The sequence below is a fragment of the Enterobacter cloacae complex sp. P16RS2 genome (assembly GCF_014982155.1).
Taxonomy (GTDB): domain Bacteria; phylum Pseudomonadota; class Gammaproteobacteria; order Enterobacterales; family Enterobacteriaceae; genus Enterobacter; species Enterobacter cloacae_M.
In genome coordinates this window covers 95,847-117,439 of record NZ_JADCKW010000028.1, presented here as the reverse complement: position 1 = coordinate 117,439, position 21,593 = coordinate 95,847, and the positions used below count along the sequence as shown (strand labels likewise).

At 56.1% G+C, this 21,593-nt stretch carries 17 protein-coding genes and 1 pseudogene; 6 read left to right on the top strand and 12 right to left on the bottom strand.

All coding sequences use genetic code 11. The annotated features are described in order from the left end of the window. Position 1: 1 nt before the first annotated feature. The 4 genes and pseudogenes from bglF to dusC form a co-directional block, all read right to left on the bottom strand. Positions 2-1,968 (bottom strand): annotated as a pseudogene (gene bglF, locus INF68_RS17780) (PTS beta-glucoside transporter subunit IIABC). 24 nt (positions 1,969-1,992) lie between these two features. Continuing rightward, positions 1,993-2,826, bottom strand: coding sequence for a BglG family transcription antiterminator LicT (gene licT / locus INF68_RS17775; RefSeq protein WP_126786732.1), 834 nt, complete (start codon positions 2,824-2,826; stop codon positions 1,993-1,995). A gap of 155 nt (positions 2,827-2,981) precedes the next feature. Next, positions 2,982-4,328: a carbohydrate porin gene (locus INF68_RS17770; protein WP_126786731.1), complete on the bottom strand. Its 1,347-nt coding sequence runs from the start codon at positions 4,326-4,328 to the stop codon at positions 2,982-2,984. 301 nt (positions 4,329-4,629) lie between these two features. Continuing rightward, the gene (gene dusC / locus INF68_RS17765; protein ID WP_063143788.1) at positions 4,630-5,562 is read right to left on the bottom strand and encodes a tRNA dihydrouridine(16) synthase DusC; all 933 of its coding nucleotides are present in this window, start codon (positions 5,560-5,562) and stop codon (positions 4,630-4,632) included. 167 nt (positions 5,563-5,729) lie between these two features. Here dusC and INF68_RS17760 point away from each other — a divergent pair, with 167 nt between their 5' ends. The 5 genes from INF68_RS17760 (at position 5,730) to INF68_RS17740 (ending at position 10,187) form a co-directional block, all read left to right on the top strand. Next, positions 5,730-6,125, top strand: coding sequence for a CidA/LrgA family protein (locus INF68_RS17760; protein ID WP_023312463.1), 396 nt, complete (start codon positions 5,730-5,732; stop codon positions 6,123-6,125). Beyond that, positions 6,122-6,817, top strand: a complete 696-nt coding sequence (locus INF68_RS17755; protein WP_029740398.1) for a CidB/LrgB family autolysis modulator — start codon at positions 6,122-6,124, stop codon at positions 6,815-6,817. The genes INF68_RS17760 and INF68_RS17755 overlap by 4 nt, the downstream gene beginning before the upstream one ends. 129 nt (positions 6,818-6,946) lie before the next feature. Continuing rightward, on the top strand, positions 6,947-7,831 hold the full coding sequence (cdd, locus tag INF68_RS17750; protein WP_126786730.1) for a cytidine deaminase: 885 nt from the start codon (positions 6,947-6,949) through the stop codon (positions 7,829-7,831). A gap of 126 nt (positions 7,832-7,957) precedes the next feature. Then, positions 7,958-8,674: an outer membrane permeability protein SanA gene (gene sanA, locus INF68_RS17745; RefSeq protein ID WP_008500918.1), complete on the top strand. Its 717-nt coding sequence runs from the start codon at positions 7,958-7,960 to the stop codon at positions 8,672-8,674. A gap of 124 nt (positions 8,675-8,798) precedes the next feature. Further along, complete coding sequence (locus INF68_RS17740) at positions 8,799-10,187, top strand: glutamine synthetase family protein (RefSeq protein WP_126786748.1); 1,389 nt, start codon at positions 8,799-8,801, stop codon at positions 10,185-10,187. 49 nt (positions 10,188-10,236) lie between these two features. Here INF68_RS17740 and mglC read toward each other — a convergent pair whose 3' ends face one another. The 7 genes from mglC to INF68_RS17705 form a co-directional block, all read right to left on the bottom strand. Continuing rightward, on the bottom strand, positions 10,237-11,247 hold the full coding sequence (gene mglC, locus INF68_RS17735) for a galactose/methyl galactoside ABC transporter permease MglC (RefSeq protein ID WP_008500921.1): 1,011 nt from the start codon (positions 11,245-11,247) through the stop codon (positions 10,237-10,239). 15 nt (positions 11,248-11,262) lie between these two features. Continuing rightward, entirely contained in the window at positions 11,263-12,783 is a 1,521-nt protein-coding gene (gene mglA / locus INF68_RS17730; RefSeq protein ID WP_126786729.1) for a galactose/methyl galactoside ABC transporter ATP-binding protein MglA, read from the bottom strand. Between the two features lie 79 nt (positions 12,784-12,862). Beyond that, positions 12,863-13,861 carry a galactose/glucose ABC transporter substrate-binding protein MglB gene (gene mglB, locus INF68_RS17725; RefSeq protein ID WP_023312468.1) on the bottom strand — a complete coding sequence of 333 codons (999 nt, stop codon included), beginning with the start codon at positions 13,859-13,861 and terminating at the stop codon, positions 12,863-12,865. 295 nt (positions 13,862-14,156) lie between these two features. Beyond that, positions 14,157-15,179, bottom strand: a complete 1,023-nt coding sequence (galS, locus tag INF68_RS17720) for an HTH-type transcriptional regulator GalS (RefSeq protein WP_126786728.1) — start codon at positions 15,177-15,179, stop codon at positions 14,157-14,159. 155 nt (positions 15,180-15,334) lie between these two features. Beyond that, the gene (yeiB, locus tag INF68_RS17715; RefSeq protein ID WP_126786727.1) at positions 15,335-16,492 is read right to left on the bottom strand and encodes a DUF418 domain-containing protein YeiB; all 1,158 of its coding nucleotides are present in this window, start codon (positions 16,490-16,492) and stop codon (positions 15,335-15,337) included. Positions 16,493-16,511: 19 nt separating this feature from the next. Continuing rightward, positions 16,512-17,180, bottom strand: coding sequence for a GTP cyclohydrolase I FolE (gene folE / locus INF68_RS17710; RefSeq protein ID WP_023312471.1), 669 nt, complete (start codon positions 17,178-17,180; stop codon positions 16,512-16,514). Positions 17,181-17,282: 102 nt separating this feature from the next. Beyond that, positions 17,283-18,431: a YbfB/YjiJ family MFS transporter gene (locus INF68_RS17705; RefSeq protein ID WP_109845327.1), complete on the bottom strand. Its 1,149-nt coding sequence runs from the start codon at positions 18,429-18,431 to the stop codon at positions 17,283-17,285. Positions 18,432-18,569: 138 nt separating this feature from the next. Between INF68_RS17705 and fghA the strand changes: the two genes are divergently transcribed. Next, positions 18,570-19,397, top strand: a complete 828-nt coding sequence (fghA, locus tag INF68_RS17700) for an S-formylglutathione hydrolase (RefSeq protein ID WP_109845328.1) — start codon at positions 18,570-18,572, stop codon at positions 19,395-19,397. 111 nt (positions 19,398-19,508) lie between these two features. Here fghA and cirA read toward each other — a convergent pair whose 3' ends face one another. Next, positions 19,509-21,479, bottom strand: coding sequence for a catecholate siderophore receptor CirA (cirA, locus tag INF68_RS17695; protein ID WP_193525383.1), 1,971 nt, complete (start codon positions 21,477-21,479; stop codon positions 19,509-19,511). Positions 21,480-21,593 lie beyond the last annotated feature (114 nt).

The window sequence follows — 21,593 nt, the reverse complement described above, 5'->3', positions numbered from 1 at the left end:
GTTATTGATGGCTTACGCTGAGTAACGGCGCACCGGCACTGACGGACGTTGCCGCCACGGTCACCACGTCACGATACTCATCGCTGTTACTGATAATGATCGGGGTCGCCAGGTCGTATCCGGCATCGATAATCGCCTGTCGGTCAAACTCCAGCAGCAGATCGCCGGGCTGCACCCTGTCGCCCACCTTCACGTGGGCGGTAAACGGCCTGCCGTCGAGCTTCACGGTGTCGATCCCCACGTGGATTAACACTTCAATACCGCTGTCGCTGAGCAGGCCGATGGCGTGTTTGGTCTGAAACAGCGAGGCCACCACGCCGGCAAACGGGGCCACCACTTTGTTATCGGAGGGAATAATCGCGGCACCGCTGCCCAGCAGGCCGCTGGCAAACGTGGTATCCGGCACCTGGTCGAGCGCCAGAACGGTGCCGGTCATCGGTGCCAGCACATCGTTTTCACCCGCTGGCGCAACCGCCTCGGGCGCTGAGCGTCCCGGCATGCCCGCCGCCAGCGTCAGGCCGCAGCTCAGCACCAGCGCTACCGCGGTGCCGATCACGCCGCCCCACAGCGTGGCGTTTACCCCGCCCGGCGGAATCATCTGGGCGATGGTAAAGATATTGGCGAAGCCGAAGGAGTAAACGTGGGTATCGCTGAAGCCGACAATCGCGCCGCCGATAGCTCCCGCCACGCAGCCAAAGATAAACGGGCGGCGCAGCGGCAGGTTTACCCCATAAACGGCCGGCTCGGTAATACCAAATATCCCTGCCGTCACCGATGAACCCGCCAGCATTTTCTGACGGGCATCGCGGGTACGCAGGAAGATCCCCAGCGCCGCCCCCACCTGACCAAATACCGCGGGCAACAGCATCGGCAGCATAGAGTCATGCCCCAGCACCGCCAGGTTGTTAATCATCAGCGGCACCAGCCCCCAGTGCAGGCCAAAAATAACGCAGACCTGCCACAGCGCGCCCATCGCCGCGCCCGCCAGCCACGGTGCCAGAACGTAAATGCTCTGATAGCCGTTCGCCAGCATCTGGCTCAGCCAGGTCGCCAGCGGCCCGATAACGAGGAAAGTCAGCGGCACGGTCACGCCCAGACAGATCAGCGGCGCGAAGAAGTTTTTCATCGAGGATGGCAGCAGCCTGGTGCTCTGCTTTTCCAGCCAGCAGCTGACCCATGCGGCGAGAATAATCGGGATCACCGACGAGCTGTAGTTAAACCAGGTGACAGGAATGCCCCAAAAGGCGTCCGATACCGCGCCCGGCTGCTGGCTGGCGTTAAACGCCGCAATCATCATCGGATGGGTGAGCGCCCCGCCGATCACCATGGTAATAAACGGGTTGCCGCCGAATTTTTTCCCGGCGGTATAGCCCAGCACCAGCGGGAAGAAGAAGAACAGCGCGTCGCTGGCGGCGAACCAGATTTTATAGGTGCCGCTTTCGGTGGTGAGCCAGCCGCAGACAACCGCCAGCGCCAGCAGCCCTTTCAGAATACCGGAGGCCGCGAGAATGCCGATAAACGGGGTGAAGATCCCGGAGACGATATCAATCAGGCGGCCCAGCAGATTCCCTTTTTCTCCCTTCTCTTCCACGACGGGCTCGTCATCGGTAAGGCCTGCCTCATTGCGCACCGCCTGCCAGACGTCGTGGACGTGGTTGCCAATCACTACCTGAAACTGGCCGCCGCTTTCCACCACCATGATCACGCCCGGGTTTTTCTTGAGCCCTTCCGCATCCGCCCGCTGGTTCTCTTTTAGTTTGAAGCGAAGCCGGGTGGCGCAGTGCACAAGACTGACGATGTTCTCTTTTCCGCCAACGTGGCCGAGAATATCCTTCGCTAAAGCCTGGTATTCCATCTCGATTTCCTTACATCCGATGCCTGCAGGCACCTGTTGACTGAGTACAAAAAATAAAAAAACCCGAGAACGTCCTTCTTACGAAGGCCGCGCTCAGGTTTTGCCTGCGTGATGCAGTAACAATCCTGTTTTGAGGCTTAACGCCCCTCTTTTCTCACCCGCTCGATATGAATGGCGAGGAACATAATTTCTTCGGTCGTCAGCTCACGCTGATAGCTTTTGTTCAGGTGCTGGGCGATTTTCTCGGCACATTTCCACGCTTTCGCGTAATTGTCTTTTACCGCCGTATGCAGCGAGACGTCGTCATCTTCCACCACGGTGCGGGTCAGCATCCGCTGGGCAAAAAACTTCAGGTGGGTGACGAAACGCTGATAGCTGAGCGAGTCTTCATCGTACTCAAGCTGCAGCTGATACTTGACCAGCTGCAGGATCTCCTGCATCACCCGCGTTACGTGCATCACTTCCGGCATTTCGCTGTTCAGCTGCGCGGTGACCAGATGCAGCGCGATAAACCCGGCCTCATCCTCCTCCAGCTCGACGTTCAGGCGTCTGGCGAAAATGGCCCGCGCCTCCTGCCCTAATTCGAACTCCTTCGGATACAGCCGTTTAATATCCCACAGCAGCACGTTTTTGATGGCCAGCCCGTTCTTCTGCCGCTCAATCGCAAAGTAGCAGTGGTCGGTGAGGGTGATATACAAACTCTCCTGCAGCTTGCCCAGCCGCTGCGCCGCCAGCCCGATGATGCGGTCGCAGGTGGTCATTACCTCCAGCGGAATTTGACTCAGCAACTCCCCGAGTCGACGCACCAGTTCATCGCTTTGTAACGCAAACACCTTTTCAACCAACGCGGTATCCAGCGCTTCACCGACGCGCTTCTGAAAGGCCAGCCCACGGCCCATCACCACCTGTTCGCGCCCGCGCTCATCCTGAACAACCACCACGTTATTATTGAGTATCTTGGCGATTTTCATCTGAACCCCAGAAACAAAAAAACCTGACCTCCGGCAGATGCCAGAAAATCAGGTTTTGCCTGCCTAAGCAGTAACAATCCAGTTCTGGCACTCTATCAGTTTCATTCATAGCCTCAATGCATCACGCATCAGAAACGTGACGCGGATCGACATTGCTAGAACGTCACGACAGTTTTCAGCTCCGTCACCCAGGCATCCTGCGTCCGGGATACGCCGCCGGGATGGTGCCAGTACTGAATGCCCGGCTGCAGCTCCAGCCACGACACCGGACGGAAGCGATAATAAAACTCACCGTTCAGGGAGTGGCCTGGCACCGGGTGATACGCCGGATCGTTATAGTCCGACACGCCGCTCAGGCTGTTCATATAGCGCTGGTTGCGGGCGTACTGGCTGCTCATATCAATCCAGGTCAAGCCAAAGCCAATCCAGTCTTCCGGTCGCGCGTCAAACAGCCCGCGGTAGCGCAGCGAGGCGGCGTAAACCTGGTGCATGTAGTTGGTACTCTGATCCGCAAGGCTCATGCTGAAAGAGGTGCTCAACCCGCGATTCGGGTCATCCTGATGCTGCGTAAGCTGCTGGTTCAGCCCGGCGTACATGAACCAGGTCCGGCTGTGGGTATCAAAGCCGTTCGGGTCCGTCGCGCCCGCACCGCCGGATTTGCCACGATAGAGATCGGTTTGCGGCGCGTTGTTAAACACCACGCCCAGGTTGTACGCGCCCGGCAGGCCGTTAATCAGCGGGCGCGCTTCGATTTCAACCGGCAGTAAAACCCCTTTGCTGCCCTTCGTCGACCAGCTCCAGGCGTGGCTGCGGCTGGAGGCCTCAGGATTTTGCTCCATTACGCCACCTTTTAAGGTCAGCGTCGGCGTTAATTTATACGCAAGCGTGGTGCCCCAGGTGTGAACGTTCCAGTTGTTCCACGTCAGCGAGTTGGCTGACTTCCCGCCGCACTGCGACAGGAGCTGGAAATCACAGGGGATGATTTGATCGAAGGTCTGCACCTTGTTCATCATCCCGATGCGCCAGGTCAGACGCCGGTCGTCAAAGCTGCGGGCAAAGGTCAGCCAGCCCAGGCGGGTAATGGACTGTCCGCCCCAACTCTCCTGGGTTAGATCGTTAAAGTTAACGCGCGGGTCCTGCACGCGTTTGGTGGTGAGGTCGTCATTGTGGTTGCGGTTGACGATGTTCCCCTCGATACGCGCGTCCGGGATACTGGTCCAGCGCTCAAGATCCTGGTTGAAGGTCAGCGCAAACTGGTCAATATAGGCCACGTGGGAGTCGTGGTTATATCCGCCACCTCCGTTCCAGCCAATTTCATTCAGATATCCGAGGTTATAGGTAAAACCGTTATCGTTGAGGATTTTACGTATGCCGAGCATTTCGCCCAGAACAGGCTCCGGCGGAGCTTCAAAGCCTAATACCGTTCCATTCCAGTCCTGCGCCACCGACAGCGGGGATATCGTCAATAAGGCGAACGCATAGAGTTTATTTTTATATGCCATGATAACAACCTGTGATTGAGTATTTTGTGCGTAACCGGCCGCAGGAAATTTCTCTATTTCCTGTCGATAATTCATTTTTTAAAATCATTAAAAAGCGCTAAGCCAAATGTCTCTCCTGCATAAACGACAGGCAAAAAAAAACCTAAGCGCTCCACAGCGAAAATGCTGTGAAACGCTTAGGTTTTGCCTGTTAACCAGTAACAATCCTGCGTTGAAAACAGTGGCACCTTAACACCGTCGCGCCACGTTGAAAACCAGAACTGTTTTCTGGTTTAGAAAAGTGTGAGCAATTTAACGCTTATTATTTTGACTGAATCACCCGGGCAATATCAGACGAAGTCTGTAATGTCCGAATCTCCTGAAATAATCCCAGCGCTTCATCGTACTCTTTGCGTAAATAACTCAGCCACTGTTTAATTCGCGCGACGTGATACAAACCGGTGTCGCCCTGCTTTTCCAGTCGGCTGTATTTTTGCAGCAGCGTAACGACGTCTGCCCACGGCATTCGCGGCTCGTTATATTTCACCACCCGGCTGAGGTTCGGCACATTCAGGGCGCCGCGACCGATCATTACCGCATCGCAGCCGGTGGCGTTCAGACAGGCCTGCGCGCTCTCGTAATCCCAGATTTCACCGTTAGCGATGACCGGAATGGTGAGGCGCTTGCGGATCTCACCGATCGCCTGCCAGTTAATGCGCTCGGCCTTGTAGCCATCTTCTTTGGTGCGGCCATGCACCACCAGCTCGGTGGCCCCGGCCTGCTGCACCGCATCGGCGATTTCAAACTGCCGCGCGTCGCTGTCCCACCCCAGGCGCACCTTCACCGTCACCGGCAAATGCGAAGGCACAGCCTCACGCATGGCTTTCGCGCCGCGGTAAATCAGCTCAGGATCTTTCAGCAACGTCGCCCCGCCGCCGCTGCCGTTGACCAGCTTCGACGGACAGCCGCAGTTGAGGTCCACCCCGTAAGAGCCCAGCTCAACCGCGCGGGCGGCGTTTTCCGCCAGCCATTCGGGGTACTGACCGAGCAGCTGAATACGCACCAGCGTGCCGGAAGAGGTCCGGCTCTGGTTGTGCAGCTCGGGGCACAGGCGGAAGAAGGATTTTACCGGCAACAGCATATCGACCACGCGCAGAAACTCCGTCACGCAGAGATCGTAATCGTTCACCTCGGTCAGAAGCTCGCGCACGAGGGAGTCGAGCACGCCTTCCATTGGGGCCAGTAAAACACGCATAGCAGTACCTGTGAAAAAAGACGCGCTATAGTATCTGCTCTGTATGTATGTGGAAAGCGCGACTTTCCATTCTGGAATGTCTGGTATGCTCAAATTTCATGATGTGATCCGTGGCACATTTTTGAGTTTAATTGTATGATGAATGCGTTTCAGCAAGGACTATCACCATGAGCAAATCATTGAACATTATCTGGCAATATCTGCGCGCATTCGTCCTGATTTACGCCTGCCTGTATGCCGGGATTTTCATCGCGTCGCTGCTGCCGATCGTCATTCCCGGCAGCATTATCGGTATGCTGATCCTCTTTGTTTTGCTGGCGCTGCAAATCCTGCCCGCAAAATGGGTCAATCCCGGCTGCTTCGTCCTTATTCGCTATATGGCGCTGCTTTTCGTGCCTATCGGCGTCGGGGTCATGCAGTATTTTGATTTGCTCAAGGCCCAGTTCGGCCCGATTGTGGTCTCCTGCGCGGTCAGTACGCTGGTGGTTTTCCTGGTTGTGAGCTGGAGTTCGCATCTGGTGCATGGCGAACGTAACGTGGTCGGGGAGAAAACAAAAAAATGATGGCCAATATCTGGTGGTCGCTGCCGTTAACCCTGGCGGTGTTCTTCGCCGCGCGCAAGCTTGCCGCACGTTTCAAAATGCCGTTGCTGAACCCGCTGCTGGTGGCAATGGTGGTGATTATTCCGTTCCTGCTGCTCACCGGCATTCCCTACGAACGCTACTTTGCCGGCAGCAAAATTTTAAACGACCTGCTGCAGCCTGCTGTTGTGGCGCTCGCCTTTCCTTTATATGAGCAGCTGCACCAGATTCGCGCCCGCTGGAAATCCATCATTACCATCTGTTTTGTGGGCAGCCTGGTGGCGATGATCACCGGCACGTCGGTAGCGCTGTTGATGGGGGCCTCCCCGCAGATCGCCGCCTCTATCCTGCCTAAATCGGTAACCACGCCTATCGCGATGGCGGTTGGGGGTAGCCTTGGCGGGATCCCTGCCATCAGCGCGATGTGCGTCATTTTCGTCGGTATTCTCGGGGCGGTGTTTGGTCACACCCTGCTGAACGGGATGCGTATTCACACTAAAGCTGCACGGGGACTGTCGATGGGAACAGCTTCCCACGCCCTGGGCACCGCCCGCTGCGCGGAGCTGGATTATCAGGAAGGGGCGTTTAGCTCCCTGGCGCTGGTGATCTGCGGGATTATCACCTCCCTGCTGGCCCCGTTCATTTTCCCGCTGATTCTGGCGGTGATGGGCTAAAATTTGCGATGCGTCGCGCAAATTTCATTTTGATTTCATAAGTTGCATACATAATGAGAAGTGGATCACATATAAAGCCCTGACGGCTCCGTAAACTACCGATCCATTAACCTTTATGAGGCATACGCCATGCACCCACGTTTTCAAGCTGCTTTCGCCCGGCTTGCAGAGAATTTGCAGTCAGCCCTGGCTCCCGTTCTGGCAGATGCACACTTCCCCGCCCTGCTGACCGCGGAGCAGGTCACGATGCTAAAACAGGCAACGGGACTGGACGAAGACGCGCTGGCTTTCGCACTGCTTCCCCTGGCTGCCGCCTGCGCGCGGGCCGATCTCTCCCACTTTAACGTCGGGGCCATTGCGCGCGGCGTCAGCGGAACCTGGTACTTCGGCGGCAATATGGAGTTCCTGGGCGCGACCATGCAGCAAACGGTTCACGCCGAGCAGAGCGCCATCAGCCACGCCTGGCTGCGGGGTGAAAAAGCCCTGAGCGCCATTACCGTTAACTACACCCCCTGTGGCCACTGCCGTCAGTTTATGAACGAGCTGAACAGCGGGCTGCAGCTGCGCATCAACCTGCCAGGCCGCGCGCCGCACACGCTGGGGGATTATCTACCTGATGCGTTTGGCCCAAAAGATCTGGAGATCAAAACGCTGCTGATGGACGAGCAGGACCACGGTTACGCCCTGTCCGGCGATGACCTGAGCCAGGCTGCCATTCGCGCGGCGAACAAAAGCCACACGCCGTACAGCAAGTCCCCGAGCGGCGTGGCGCTGCAGTGCCGCGATGGCCGGATCTTTAGCGGCAGCTACGCGGAAAACGCCGCGTTTAACCCAACCCTGCCACCGCTGCAGGGCGCGCTTAACCTGCTGAGCCTGAACGGCTATGACTATCAGGACATTCAGCGCGCTATTCTGGCAGAAATTGCCGATGCGCCGCTGATTCAGTGGGATGCGACGGCCGCGACGCTTAAAGCGCTGGGCTGCACGACGATTGACCGCGTACTGCTTGCGTAATCCTTCCGGCGGGCAGAAATGCCCGCCAGTTTGCTGAAAAACCCCTCAGTTGAGTCGCTGTTTCTTGCGCTAACCAGGCAGGTAAAGTAGCCTGAGTTAAATTTCATCCACGAACGAGCCATCTCCATGTTAAAGCGCGTTTTTTACAGCCTGTCTGTCCTGGTCGGCATACTGCTGTTGATCGTGCTGGGTCTCGACCGCTGGATGAGCTGGAAAACCGCCCCCTACATCTTTGATGACCTGCAGGACCTGCCCTATCGTCAGGTTGGCGTGGTGCTCGGCACCGCCAAGTATTACCGCACCGGCGTGATTAACCAGTATTACCGTTACCGCATTCAGGGTGCGCTGAACGCCTACAACAGCGGCAAGGTGAACTACCTGCTGCTGAGCGGGGATAACGCCCTGCAAAGCTACAATGAACCGGTGACGATGCGTAAGGACCTGATTGCCGCGGGCGTGGATCCTGCCGATATCGTGCTCGACTACGCCGGATTCCGCACCCTGGACTCCATCGTGCGCACGCGTAAAGTCTTCGACACCAACGACTTCATCATCATTACCCAGCGCTTCCACTGCGAGCGCGCGCTGTTTATCGCGCTGCATATGGGCATTCAGGCGCAGTGTTATGCGGTGCCGTCGCCAAAAGATATGCTTAGCGTGCGCGTCCGCGAGTTCGGCGCGCGTTTTGGCGCCCTGGCCGATCTGTATATCTTCAAACGCGAACCGCGCTTTTTAGGCCCGCTGGTGCCGATTCCGGCGATGCACGAAGTGCCGGAAGACGCCCAGGGTTACCCGGCAGTCACGCCCGAACAGCTGCTGGATATGCAGAAAAAGGAGAAATAACAGGGCCGCCTTTATACTTTCTTTACGCCGGGACTGACGCTTTTTACCCCCCCTTTACGTCGGCTCTTTTAAGCTGAGTTCACTGCCGCTACGGCTTCATTGAAGAATGACTATGAACTCAATAATGAATGCGTTTTTCCTCAAAAGTCTCCGCCCGTATTTTAACTTTCCCGGTTTATCACTTCCTGGCGCACTCAATTCCGGTCTCTGGCTTGATGAAAAAATTGATGCCGTGCAGCACAACATTTCAGTGGAAGTGGCAGATTATCTGGAACGTTACCCGCAGACGAAACATGTAGACGTTTACCTGAACGATATCAACGGCACGATTCGCGGCAAGCGTCTGTCGGTGGAGAGCATGCTGAGCCTGGAAAAAGGCTGTTATTTTCCCCTTTCGGTCTACTCGATGGATCAGAAAGGAAAAATCGCCGCCCCGCATCACGATGAACCGGACCGACTCTGCGTTCCTGTCGCCGGCTCCCTGCACCCCTGCCCGCAGGATCCGCAGCACAACGCGCAGATCCTGCTGACGATGAAAGACAGCGACGATACCCCCTGCCCGCTTGAGCCGCGCGTGATACTGCAGAACGTGCTGGCCCGCTTCCACCAGCACGGCCTCTTCCCGGTGATTGCCCCGGAAATCGAGTTTTACCTGACGGGACAGGGCGATCGGGATCCGCAAAATCAGGGCTGTTTTCACATGGATACTACGGCGGCCCATGCGGCACTGTTTGACGAGCTGGATCAGCTGGCGCACCTTCAGCGCATCCCGCTGTCCGGGATCGTGGCGGAAGCCGAGTCGGGTCAGTACGAATTAAACCTGAAGCACAGCCATCGCGTGGTTGAGGTCTGCGATAACGTGCTGGCGCTTCGTCGCCTGACCCGATACGTTGCCGAAAAGCACGGCCTGCAGGCAAACTTTATGGCTAAACCTTTCAGCCAGCTGTCCGGCAGCGGCCTGCACTTCCATTTCAGCCTGAACAATCGTCACGGCGAAAACGTCTTTGCCTCCCCGGTGAACGCGCTTAACAGCATGATGCGTTTGTGCATCGCGGGGCAGCTGGCGCTGATGCCTGCATCTGTCGCCATCCTTGCGCCGGGCGTTAACGCGTTTCGTCGCCTGCGTAAAAACCTGACGGAGCCCGTATTTAACTCCTGGGGCTATAACACCCGCTCCGCCGCTTTGCGTATTCCCTGCTCGGATGACCACAACCGTCGTATCGAGTACCGGCTGGCCGGGGCCGATGCCAATCCGTATCTGGTCGCTGCCACGATCCTGACCGGTATGCTGTACGGGCTGGAAAACACCGACGACGAGGATTTGCCCGAACCGCAGCACGATCAACCCGAACTACCGCTGTTTCAGCAGGAGGCGATTGAGACCTTTGCCCGCTGTCAGTACCTCACCGACAGCCTGGGCAACGCCTTTTGCGAACAGTGGGTCGCCTGCAAGCTCTCTGAACTCGACTGGTTTGAGCGCATTGTGACCCGAGAGGAGTCACAGCTGGCATAAGGCATAAAAAAGCCCGCTCGGTGAGCGGGCCGGATAACGCGAGGAGCAATTATTTCTTACGCGCGTACTTCAGTGAATCCAGCGCAACCGCGAAGATAATGATGGCGCCTTTGATGATGTACTGCCAGTACGGGTTCACGCCGATATAGGTCAAGCCGTAGTTGATGACGGTGAAGATGATCACACCGGTCACCACGCCCAGTACCGTACCCACGCCGCCGCTAAAGGAGACGCCGCCCACCACGCAGGCTGCAATCGCATCCAGCTCGTACATGAAGCCAAGGTTGTTGGTTGCAGAACCGATACGGCCCGCTTCCAGCATACCGCCGAAAGCGTAGAACACGCCGGACAGGGCATAAATGATGAGCAGGTTCAGGGCAACGTTCACGCCGGACACTTTCGCCGCTTCCGGGTTACCGCCGATTGCGAAGATGTTTTTACCAAAGCGCGTTTTGTTCCACAGGATCCAGACGAAGGCCACCGCAATCAGCGCATAGAAGGTGATATACGACAGGCGGAAGCTGCCCAGCGCGATGAACCCTTGCGTAAAGGTCGAGAAGCCGCTGTCAAAACCCGAGATTGGGGAAGCACCGACAAAGTCGTAGTACAGGGAGTTGATACCGTAAACGATGATCATCGTACCCAGCGTGGTGATAAACGGCGTCACGTTCAGGTAGGCGATGATAATACCGTTGATCAGACCAATCACCGCACCGATGGCGCAGACAATCAGGATCACCACGAAAATCGGCATGGTGGCCATTTCCGGGAAGACCTTGTTGGCGTTTTCCATCGACTGCAGCAGGGTTGCCGCGATAACCGCCGCCAGACCCACCTGACGACCAGCAGAAAGGTCCGTCCCCTGGGTTACGATCAGGCCCGCCACGCCCAGCGCAATGATAATACGCACGGAGGACTGGGTCAGAATGTTACTCAGGTTCAGCAGGCTTAAGAACGTAGGGTCCTGGAAAATGATGATAGCCAGCAGTACTAAAAGAACAACGTAAATACCGCCTTCTTTCAGGTAAGTGAGAAAACTTTTTTTATTTAACGCACTCATGAGGAGCCCCTGATCTTAAAGGTGCAAAGACGCAAGACGCAAAATTTCGTTTTGCGTTGTCGTTTTGGTGTCAACAATACCGGCAACGAGACCATTGCTCATAACCAGAATACGATCCGTGATCCCTAACAATTCCGGCATTTCGGAAGAAATAATAATGATCCCTTTATTCTTTTTCGCCAGCTCGGCAATCAGCTGATAAATTTCAAACTTCGCGCCGACGTCAATACCGCGGGTCGGTTCATCCAGCATCAGAATTTCTGGCTGGGTTAATAACCAGCGGCCAATAATGACTTTCTGCTGGTTACCGCCTGACAGCGAACCAATTTGGGTGCGGTGTCCTGGCGTTTTCACGCGCATGGAGTCAATAACCCATTGGGTATCGCTCTTCATGCGGGAGTTATCCAGCAGCCCGACTTTGTTTTTGTAATTGCGAATGTTTGAAATTAACGAGTTAAAGTTAATATCCAGATAGGCATAAATACCGGTCGAACGACGCTCTTCCGTCACCAGCGCAAAACCATTATTAATGGCTTCGTTGGCGTTGTGGTTGTTAATTTTCTTACCGTGCAGCGTAATAGTGCCTTCGGCTTTCTCACGGATACCGAACAGGGTTTCCACAATGTCGGTACGCTTAGCTCCCACCAGACCGGCAATCCCCAGGATTTCACCCTTATGCAGGTCGAAGGAGACATCGCGAATAGACGGCTGGCGTAACGAGGTCAGATTACGCACTTCCAGGATCACTTCGCCCGGCTTGTTTTCTTTGTCCGGGAAGCGCTGGTTCAGGGAACGTCCGACCATCATGGCGATGATCTTGTCCATGTCCAGCCCTTCCAGCGTCTGCGTGGCAATCCACTGACCGTCGCGCAGGATGGTAATCTCATCGCACAGCTGGAAGATCTCTTCCATTTTGTGGGAGATATACACAATGCCGCAGCCGCGATCTTTTAGCTTACGAATAATGGTAAAAAGGTGATTAACCTCTTTTTCCGTTAATGACGATGTCGGTTCGTCCATAATGACGATTTTCGCATCATAGGAGAACGCTTTGGCGATTTCGATCATCTGCATCTGGGAGACGGATAATGTTCCCACGCGGGCGCGCGGATCGATATCAATATCCAGCTCATCAAAAATCGCTTTGGTGTCGCGATACATTTTGTCCTGATCGACAAAGACACCCTTGGTTGGATAACGTCCCAACCACATGTTATCCATGACTGAACGCTGCAGCACCAGGTTTAATTCCTGGTGAACCATCGAGATACCGTTTTCCAGTGCTTCTTTCGCTGAATGGAAATCGATCTCTTTCCCCTGAAAAAGAATGCTGCCAGAATCTTTTTGATAGATCCCAAAAAGACATTTTAATAATGTTGATTTACCCGCACCGTTCTCCCCCATCAGGGCATGAATAGAGTGAGGACGAACTTTTAAATTAACATTATCGAGTGCCTTAACGCCGGGAAATGACTTGTTGATACCGCTCATTTCCAACAGGTATTCACCGGATGACTGAGTATTTGTGCTGACCATAATTATACCTTGTTGGCCTCGCATATCGCGTTATAAAAGGGCGCAACGAATTGCGCCCAGTGGAGACAGTACCGCTAACTTATTTACCGATAAACTCAGCCAGGTTGGACTGGTCTACGCCCACGTAAGGTACGCGAACGATTTTGTTTTCAATTTTCCAGCTGGTGCCATCAGCCGCGCCTTTGCCATCGGCCAGGTTTTTCGCCAGATCGAAGGTCGCTTTCGCCTGGTTGTTGGCATCGTTCAGAACGGTACCGGCCATCGCACCGGATTTAACCAGCGCCAGCGCTTCTGGCAGTGCATCTACGCCGAATACCGGGATGGAGGATTTATTGTGTGCTTTCAGCGCTTCTACCGCACCCATTGCCATCGCATCGTTGTTCGCGATAACCACTTCGATTTTGTTCGCGTTAGGGCCGGACAGCCACGCGTCCATCTTATCTTTCGCCTGAGCGGTATCCCACATCGCGGTATCTAACGCCAGCTGCTGGGTTTTCAGACCCTTGTCGTTCAGCTCTTTGATAACGTAAGTGGTACGGGCTTCAGCATCCGGGTGGCCGGGTTCGCCTTTCAGCAGCACGAACTGAATCTGACCGTCTTTGTTAAGGTCCCAGTTCGGATTCGCCGCCCAGTGTTTGGCGATCAGATCGCCCTGAATAATACCGGACTCTTTGGAGTCGGTACCGACGTAATACGCTTTGTCGTAGCTATCCAGCGCTTTACGGGAAGGTTCTTTGTTGAAGAAGACGATTGGCACGTTCTGGCCGCGCGCTTTTTCAATAACCGTGCCTGCTGCAGCCGGGTCAACCAGGTTGATGGCCAGGGCTTTCACGCCTTTTGCCAGCAGAACGTCGATCTGGTCGTTCTGTTTGGACTGGTCGTTCTGGGAGTCGTTCATCAGCAGCTGAACGTCTGGCGCTGCTTTCGCATCTTTCTCAATCGCTTTACGTACAACAGACATGAAGTTGTCGTCGTATTTATAGATGGTCACACCAATACGGGTATCCGCAGCGTGCGCTGCTGCACCAAAAAGCATGCTTGCCATTACGGCAGACAGGGTCAACACCTTCTTATTCATGGTATCTCCGGTTTTTTTTATGCAGGGTAGTTCTTGTGAATAACGATCGGCGGGCAGGTGTTAATAAAACGTTACTGACAGCCGAAGTTCACTTATAAAATTTCTATCTTCCGTGTTCGGTAACGCTCCAGAAATGCGTTTTATTCGTTGTTTGCGGCACATTCGCTATAGTGAAAGTGAATAATCACCGTTACATAGCGTTTCAGCCCCTAAAACGCTGACATCATAGTCAGCGCCTTGTTAAGATACTGTGAATTTACTCACAGATTGAAAACGGTTACATCACCTGATGTAATCAGTTAGTGATCGGAACCACAATTTGCCGGGCCGCGACGGAGTGCCGACGCACTAAAGTCGGCATGAAACAGTGTGTTGCGCCCGGATCCAGCAGCCCTGCAGCCCCCTGTAACGCCAGCTCAGTCGCCAGTTTCGCCATAGAAGCAATGGGGTAACGCACCGTTGTCAGCTGCGGGTCGGTGTAACGGGCAATCGGAATATCATCAAAACCAATGAGTGATAAATGCTGTGGCACCGCAATGCCGTTATCTTTCAGCGCCGTCAGGGCGCCTGCCGCCATGCTGTCGTTATAGGCAAACACCGCAGTAAGCTGCAGGTTGCGGCCCAGCAGCTCCACCATTGCCGCCTCGCCGCCCTGCATGTCCGGCGTACCGGTGCCCGTCCAGCTTTCTGACGGCGTAATGCCGTGGTCTTTCAGGGCGTTTTGCCACCCCTCGCGCCGCAGGTCGTCATCTTCAATATGATGGCTGGAGGCCAGATAACCGATCCGCTGATGCCCGTTGTTGATGAGCATTTTCGTCGCCATCATGGCGCCGCTGACGTTATCCAGCCCGACGCAGCGGTGGGCATAGCCGGGGACGATGCGGTTGATCAGCACCATGCCCGGGATCTGATCCATAAAGCCGGTTAGCTCTTCATCGCTCAAGGCTTTTGAGTGGACAATCAAGGCGTTACAGCGCTGGCGGATCAGCACTTCGATGGCATGGCGCTCCTTTTCCGCCTCATGATAGCTATTGCCGATCAGGACATATTTCTGATGCTGCTGGGCGACCACGTCGACCGCTTTGACCAGCGCGCCGAAAAAGGCATCCGAGACGTCCATCACCACCACGCCGATGGTGTCGCTGACCTGCGTCGCAAGCGCCTGGGCATTGGCATTTGGCCGGTACCCGAGCTGGGTCACGGCTTTCATTACGATTTCACGGGTTTCAGGGCTGACCAGCGCGCTATTGTTCAGCACGCGTGAGACGGTAGCCACAGAAACGCCCGCCTGACGGGCGACGTCACGAATGGTGATCATATTCACCATCCTTCAAAGGATTGCAGCAACTCACAGACACCCCCTGTGTTTAGCAAGGTGGCTATTTTGGCAGCGAGAGAAAGGGGACTACGTGAAGAAGCTCACACTCATGAAAACGCTTACATCCGTTTTGTTAATGATTGTGATCCAGATCGTTATCTGGATGTGTTCCTCAATGATACCCCTGAAGCATGTGCGGTTAACTGACGCCACACCCACTCCAGCGGTCCCTGGCGGAAAAAACGTAGCCAGAGAACAGAAAACGCCAGGTTAATCACCCAGACCGGAATAACAAACGCCAGCAGCGTGAGGCGGTCGAATTTCATAAACAGGCCAAATCGATAGAAAAGCGTGGTGCAGAGAAGCGTTTGCAGGAGGTAATTGCTCAACGCCATGCGGCCTACGCAGGCGATAGCGCTGACGATCCACAGGCGGGAAAGCGTTGGCCAGAAGCCATAGATCAGCGCCGCGTAGCCGATGGTCTGGAACGGCGCGCTCAGTTCGCGCGGCACCTGGAGCAGGAACGCGCACCAGCGGTAATCCCAGTGGATGTGCCACTGCGTGATTATCGCCGGGAGGTTAATCAGCACGCCGATCAGCACCAGCCCGACACCCGTTCGCCGATAGTGACGCAGGCTGAACTCCCCTTTCAGCCAGCCGGTGCGCATCAGTGACGCGCCCATCAGCATCATGCCCGCCAGCTGCCAGCCGTATTGCGCGCCCAGCGCAAGGAGGTTATCCCCCAGCATATCCGCGCGGTTGCTTATCGCTTCCGTACCGCCCTTCAGCTTCCAGTACTGTTCGTACTGCAGGTTAGCGGCATCCGGGATCCAGGAACGGTTCGTCGCCTCGCCGGAGATCGTCCCCAGCAGCAGCAGGACCCCAAGCCCCATGACATAGAGCATCACGCCGGTGTTAAACAGGCTTTTTACGCTGTGCGCATCGCGAATCAGACGCCAGCAGATGAGCCCGACTAACCCATACGCGAGAAGAATATCGCCGTCCCAGAAGAACAGGCCGTGGATAAAGCCGAGGAGAACCAGCAGCGTCAGGCGCGACTGGATCCAGCGCGTACCGCGTTTGAGGAGGAGTTGCAGACCTGCACCAAACAGGAGGGCAAACAGCGTGAGGAATTTAACCTGTGCGAAGAGATCGAGGACAGCCCAGGTCCAGGCATCGCTGCGCGTGATGTCGCCATACCAGGCAGGATTGAGATAAGCCGCCTTCGGCAGGCCGAAGGCGCTGATATTGAGCAGCAGGATACCGAGAATGGCGACGCCGCGAACAAAATCGAGCGTGACGTTTCGCTCCATGGTTCCTGCCCTGTAAGACTTAGTTGTGGTGACGTACGGCGCGCAGGAACTCCTGGCGGGTATTCTGGCTCGATTTAAACAGGCCGCCCAGCGACGTCGTGGTCGTTGCACTGGTCGCATCACGCACGCCTCGCGCCTTCACGCAGTAGTGAACCGCGTCGATAGAGACGGCCACGTTATTCGTGCCCAGCAGCGTTTGCAGCGCGGTCAGGATCTGCTGCGTCAGACGCTCCTGCACCTGCGGACGCTGGGCAAAGAACTGCACGATGCGGTTGATCTTCGACAGGCCAATCACCGTATCTTTTGGGATATACGCCACGGTCGCTTTACCGTCGATGGTCACGAAGTGGTGTTCGCAGGTGCTGGTCAGCGTGATATCGCGCACCGTCACCATCTCGTCCACTTTCATCTTGTTTTCAATGACGGTGATTTTCGGGAAGTTGGCGTAATCCAGCCCGGAGAAAATTTCGTCGACGTACATTTTCGCGATGCGGTGCGGCGTCTCCATCAGACTGTCGTCACTCAGATCGAGATTCAGCAGCTCCATGATCTCGGTCATATGACCGGCAATCAGACGCTTGCGGGTTTCATTGTCCAAATCCTGTACGGGCGGACGCAGTGGCGTTTCAAGACCGCGCGCAACCAGGGCTTCGTGGACCAGGGCAGCTTCTTTACTGAGTGATGACATTTTGTTCTCCTGCAGGTGTGGCGTCTTTTGCCCTCGTTGTGGCAAAAGTATGCGCTCATTGTGCGTGAGGCGGCGCACATAATCCAGTATTCACGACGATAATTATTGCAATTGCTGTTGCCTTTCAGCGTGACGATTCCAGACCAGCGCTCCGCCGACGAACAGCGCAACGCCCGCCAGACCCAGCGCGGGCTCCAGCCGGTGGGTAAGCCAGGTTGATAACGCCGAGGTCATCGGGCCAATCAATTGACCAATCGCATACCCGGTGGTGAGCAGGCCTGCCATATAACGCGTATGGTTTGGCGCCAGCTCGCGGCCGTATAAAAGAGAGAGCTGCACGGCACACAGAAAACCGCCGCCCACTAGCAGCCCGCCCGTCAGCAAACCGCCAATCCCCGGCAGCAGCCAGGCCGCCAGCACGCCAGCCCCCTGTAACCACAGCACGATAGCCAGCCTGCGGTTCGCCGTTGAGGTGTGGCGTAAAAGAATACTGAGCGCAATGCCCGCCACGGCGGCGATACCAAAAATCGGCCAGACAAACTGGGCAAACAGGCTGCCGGGAAAACGCACCGCCGCCATTTGCGACAGGAATGTCGCCGGGAGGATATAGCCAAACCCGGCCAGACTGTAGCTCCAGACCAGGCGCTTTAAATCCGCCGTCAGCACCAGCGGCTCTGGTGCGGTGCCCGGTCGATGGAGCTGCCCGGATCGCGGAAGGTAGCGCGCCACCAGCGCAATCAGCACCAGCGCCAGCACGCCGTAGATTTGCCATGCCGCCCCGGCCGAAAGGGATTTCGCCTGGATATAGACGGCGAGCAGCCCGCTCAGGGCAATGCCCGCTCCCGGTCCGGCAAACACGGCGGCGCTCAGGCCCGGTTTACCCAGCTGCCCCAGCCGCTCGTTGGTCCAGGCGGCAATGAGTACCATCGACCAGCCGCTCATGCAGCCAATCACGAAGCGCAGCAGGCCGTGCACAACGGCGTTATCCGCCGCCGCGGAGAGCAGCGTCAGCGCAACCGCGCCGGTGATGCCAAGCCAGAGGCGCGTTTCCACAAAGCGGTGCGCGCGCATTGCATCCCATGCGCCCACCAGATAGCCCAGATAGTTCATCGCCGCCACCAGACCCGCGCTGGTCAGCGTAAGCTGTCCGGCAGCAATCATGAGCGGTACCTGAGGCGTAAAGGCAAAGCGCCCTATCCCCATCGCCACCACCAGAACGACAAACCCACTGAGCGCAATACGCAGCGCCATGACCGCTCCAATTGTTAAAGAAAAGTAAATTTATGATGCAGCATCTCGCCGTCTGGCGAAAGTGAAAGTTACTCACAGGTCAATGAAAAGGCTGTATTATAGTTTTTATGAATACGCATTCTCATTAAGGAGCCCTGCATGGAACTGCTCGAAGAGCACCGTTGTTTTGAAGGTCGACAGCAGCGCTGGCGGCATGACTCCACCGTCCTGAACTGTGCGATGACGTTCAGCATTTTCCTGCCGCCGACGGAAAATCCGCCGGTTCTGTTCTGGCTTTCAGGCCTGACCTGCAACGACGAAAACTTCACCACCAAAGCGGGCGCGCAGCGTGTTGCCGCCGAGCTGGGTATTGCGCTGGTGATGCCTGATACCAGCCCGCGTGGCGATGTTGTAGCCGACGATGCAGGATACGACCTGGGTAAAGGCGCCGGGTTTTATCTCAATGCGACCGAGCAGCCCTGGGCGCACCATTACCGCATGTATGACTACATTCGCGACGAGCTGCCCGCGCTGATTCAGTCCGGGTTTGCGGTAAGCGACCGCTGCGCCATCAGCGGACATTCTATGGGGGGTCACGGGGCGCTGATCATGGCGCTAAAAAATCCGGGAAAATACGTCAGCGTGTCGGCATTTTCGCCAATTGTTAACCCAACGCAGGTGCCGTGGGGGCAGAAAGCCTTCACGAACTATCTGGGTGAAGATGAAGCAAAATGGCAGGAATGGGACAGCTGTGCGCTGATGCTGGCCAGCAGCTCGGCAAATGCGCTCCCGATGCTTATCGATCAGGGCGATGCGGATCAGTTCCTCGCCGGGCAGCTACAGCCTGCGGTGCTGGCAGAAGCGGCACGCCAGAAGGACTGGCCGCTGACGCTGCGCATCCAGCCGGGGTATGACCACAGCTATTACTTCATCGCGTCCTTTATTGAGGATCATCTCCGCTTCCATGCGGAGCATTTGTTTCGGTAAGTGCGAGTGCGCGCGCTATGATGCCCTCACCCTGACCCTCTCCCACAGGGAGAGGGAACAAACACTAAAAACGGCAACTTACGTTGCCGTTTTGCTTTTACCCTGGCCGCATCAGAACTTGTAATCCACACCGACAAAGTAGCGACGGCCATCTTCCGTATAGCTGTAATCGTCACGGCTCAGATCTTTATCCAGCAGGTTCTGCACGCCCGCACGCAGCTTCACGCTTTTCGTCGCCTGCCACGCGGCGCCGGTATTCCAGATGACATAGCCACCCGGCGTTGGTGCACTGCTGGTCAGCGCGCGTTTCTCACCGGTGTAGTTGCCCTGAACGTAGAACGACCAGTCCTGCGTTGCCTTCCAGTCAACGGTACCGTTGGCGGTGTGGAACGGCAGATCCGACAACGGCTTGTTGCCGCCGTTGCTGATATCACGACCGTCGTTATAGGTGTAGTTAAGGGTCAGTTTCCAGTCGTCCGCCAGCGGGAATTTCAGCTCGGTTTCCACCCCGCGGATGCGTGCCTTGTTTACGTTGTAGTAGCGGAAAATTGGTTCGCCGTCCGCATTCAGTCCAACGTAGTTAGGGTAGCCCTGGGCCTGTTTTGCATTGGCCGTACGGCTGATGCTGATGCGGTCATCCACGTTATTCTGGAAGGTGGTGACGCTGGCCTGCACGCCCTCTAACCAGCCTTCTCCCCCGCTGTAGTATAGACCGAATTCGAAGCTCTCGCTGGTTTCCGGTTTCAGATCCGGGTTACCGACAATCTCACAGGCACCGCGACACGAGCCGGTGACCCAGTCCGGGCTAAGCTGCAGCAGCGACGGCGCTTTAAACGCGGTGGCCCAGCCCCCTTTCACCGTTACGGTATCGGTCGCGTTATAGACCAGATAGGCACGCGGGCTCCAGTGATCGCCGTAGGTATCATGGTCGTCCATACGGATGCCGGTGGTCAGCGCCAGAGGTTCAAAGATACGCCACTCATCTTCAAGGAACAGGGCATACTGGCTTGTCGAGGTACTGCTGCTGGAACCGCCCGTCAGGTTGACCGGATCTTTCAGCTTATCATGACGCCATTCCCCGCCGAAGGTCAGCAGCTGGTTGATTTCACCCAGCGGCAGCACGTATTTTCCGTCCACCGCGTTGCTCTCGGAGGTGATAGGATTGCTGTTGCCGGGGTTTTTGTTACCCACCTTTTCGCCGTAAACCTTTAGCTCGCTGTTGCCGACGCCCCAACGGCCGTTGTGGCTGAGAGAGTAGTTCTGACGCTCAAGGCGGTTTTTGTCGAGGGAATCCGAGTCGCGATCCTGACGATCGAAACCGTAGCCCGCCGTAAAGTCGTGGTTTTCAGACGGTGTCCAGGCGAACTCCACATTCGCATCGCGGCTGGTGAAGCCTTCAATGCGCGGCGTTTCACCGCTCGCCGTGGTGGAGGATTTCTGCTGACCGTCTTTCTCACGCTTCGCGAGGCTACCGTAGGCTTTCAGCCCCAGCAGGCCGTCCACCAGCGGACCGCTGGTATAGAACTGACCATTGTAAGTGTCTCCACGGTCGCGGTGCTCCTGAATCGTGGAATCGGCGCTCAGGGTACCCGTCCATTTCTGGCCGATTTTTTTGGTGATAATGTTCACCACGCCGCCCAGCGCATCGGAACCGTACAGAGAAGACATCGGTCCGCGCACCACTTCGATGCGTTCGATGGCGTCAACCGGCACCCAGTTGAGGTCGAAATCATTATGGCGGAATACCGCGTTACGCGAGTTAACGCGCTTGCCGTCGATCAGGATCAGCGTATAGCTGCTGTCCAGTCCACGAATACTTACCCCTTTACGGTTGTCCCCTTCGCTCGTGAGCTGAACGCCCGGCACCTCCCGTAACACATCTTTCAGATTCTGAACGGGTTTGCGCTGCAAATCTTCCTGGGTAATCACGCTGATGCTTGCCGGTGCGTCTTTCAGGTTTTGCTCGGTCGCGGAGGCCGTTACAACCATTGTGTCGCCGGATTCCGCTGCGATAACAGGCAGGGCTAGGGACATTGCGGACGCACAAAGTCCTCCCCTGACGAAGGGATTCAACCTAAACATTCCATATCTCCATGAGGTAAATACAACTAAATCAAATCATCATTGCTCACAGCGTCTTCCCTGCCGCCCACGTCTGCGGTGGGTCGGTGACACGCTTATTTTTGATAACGATAA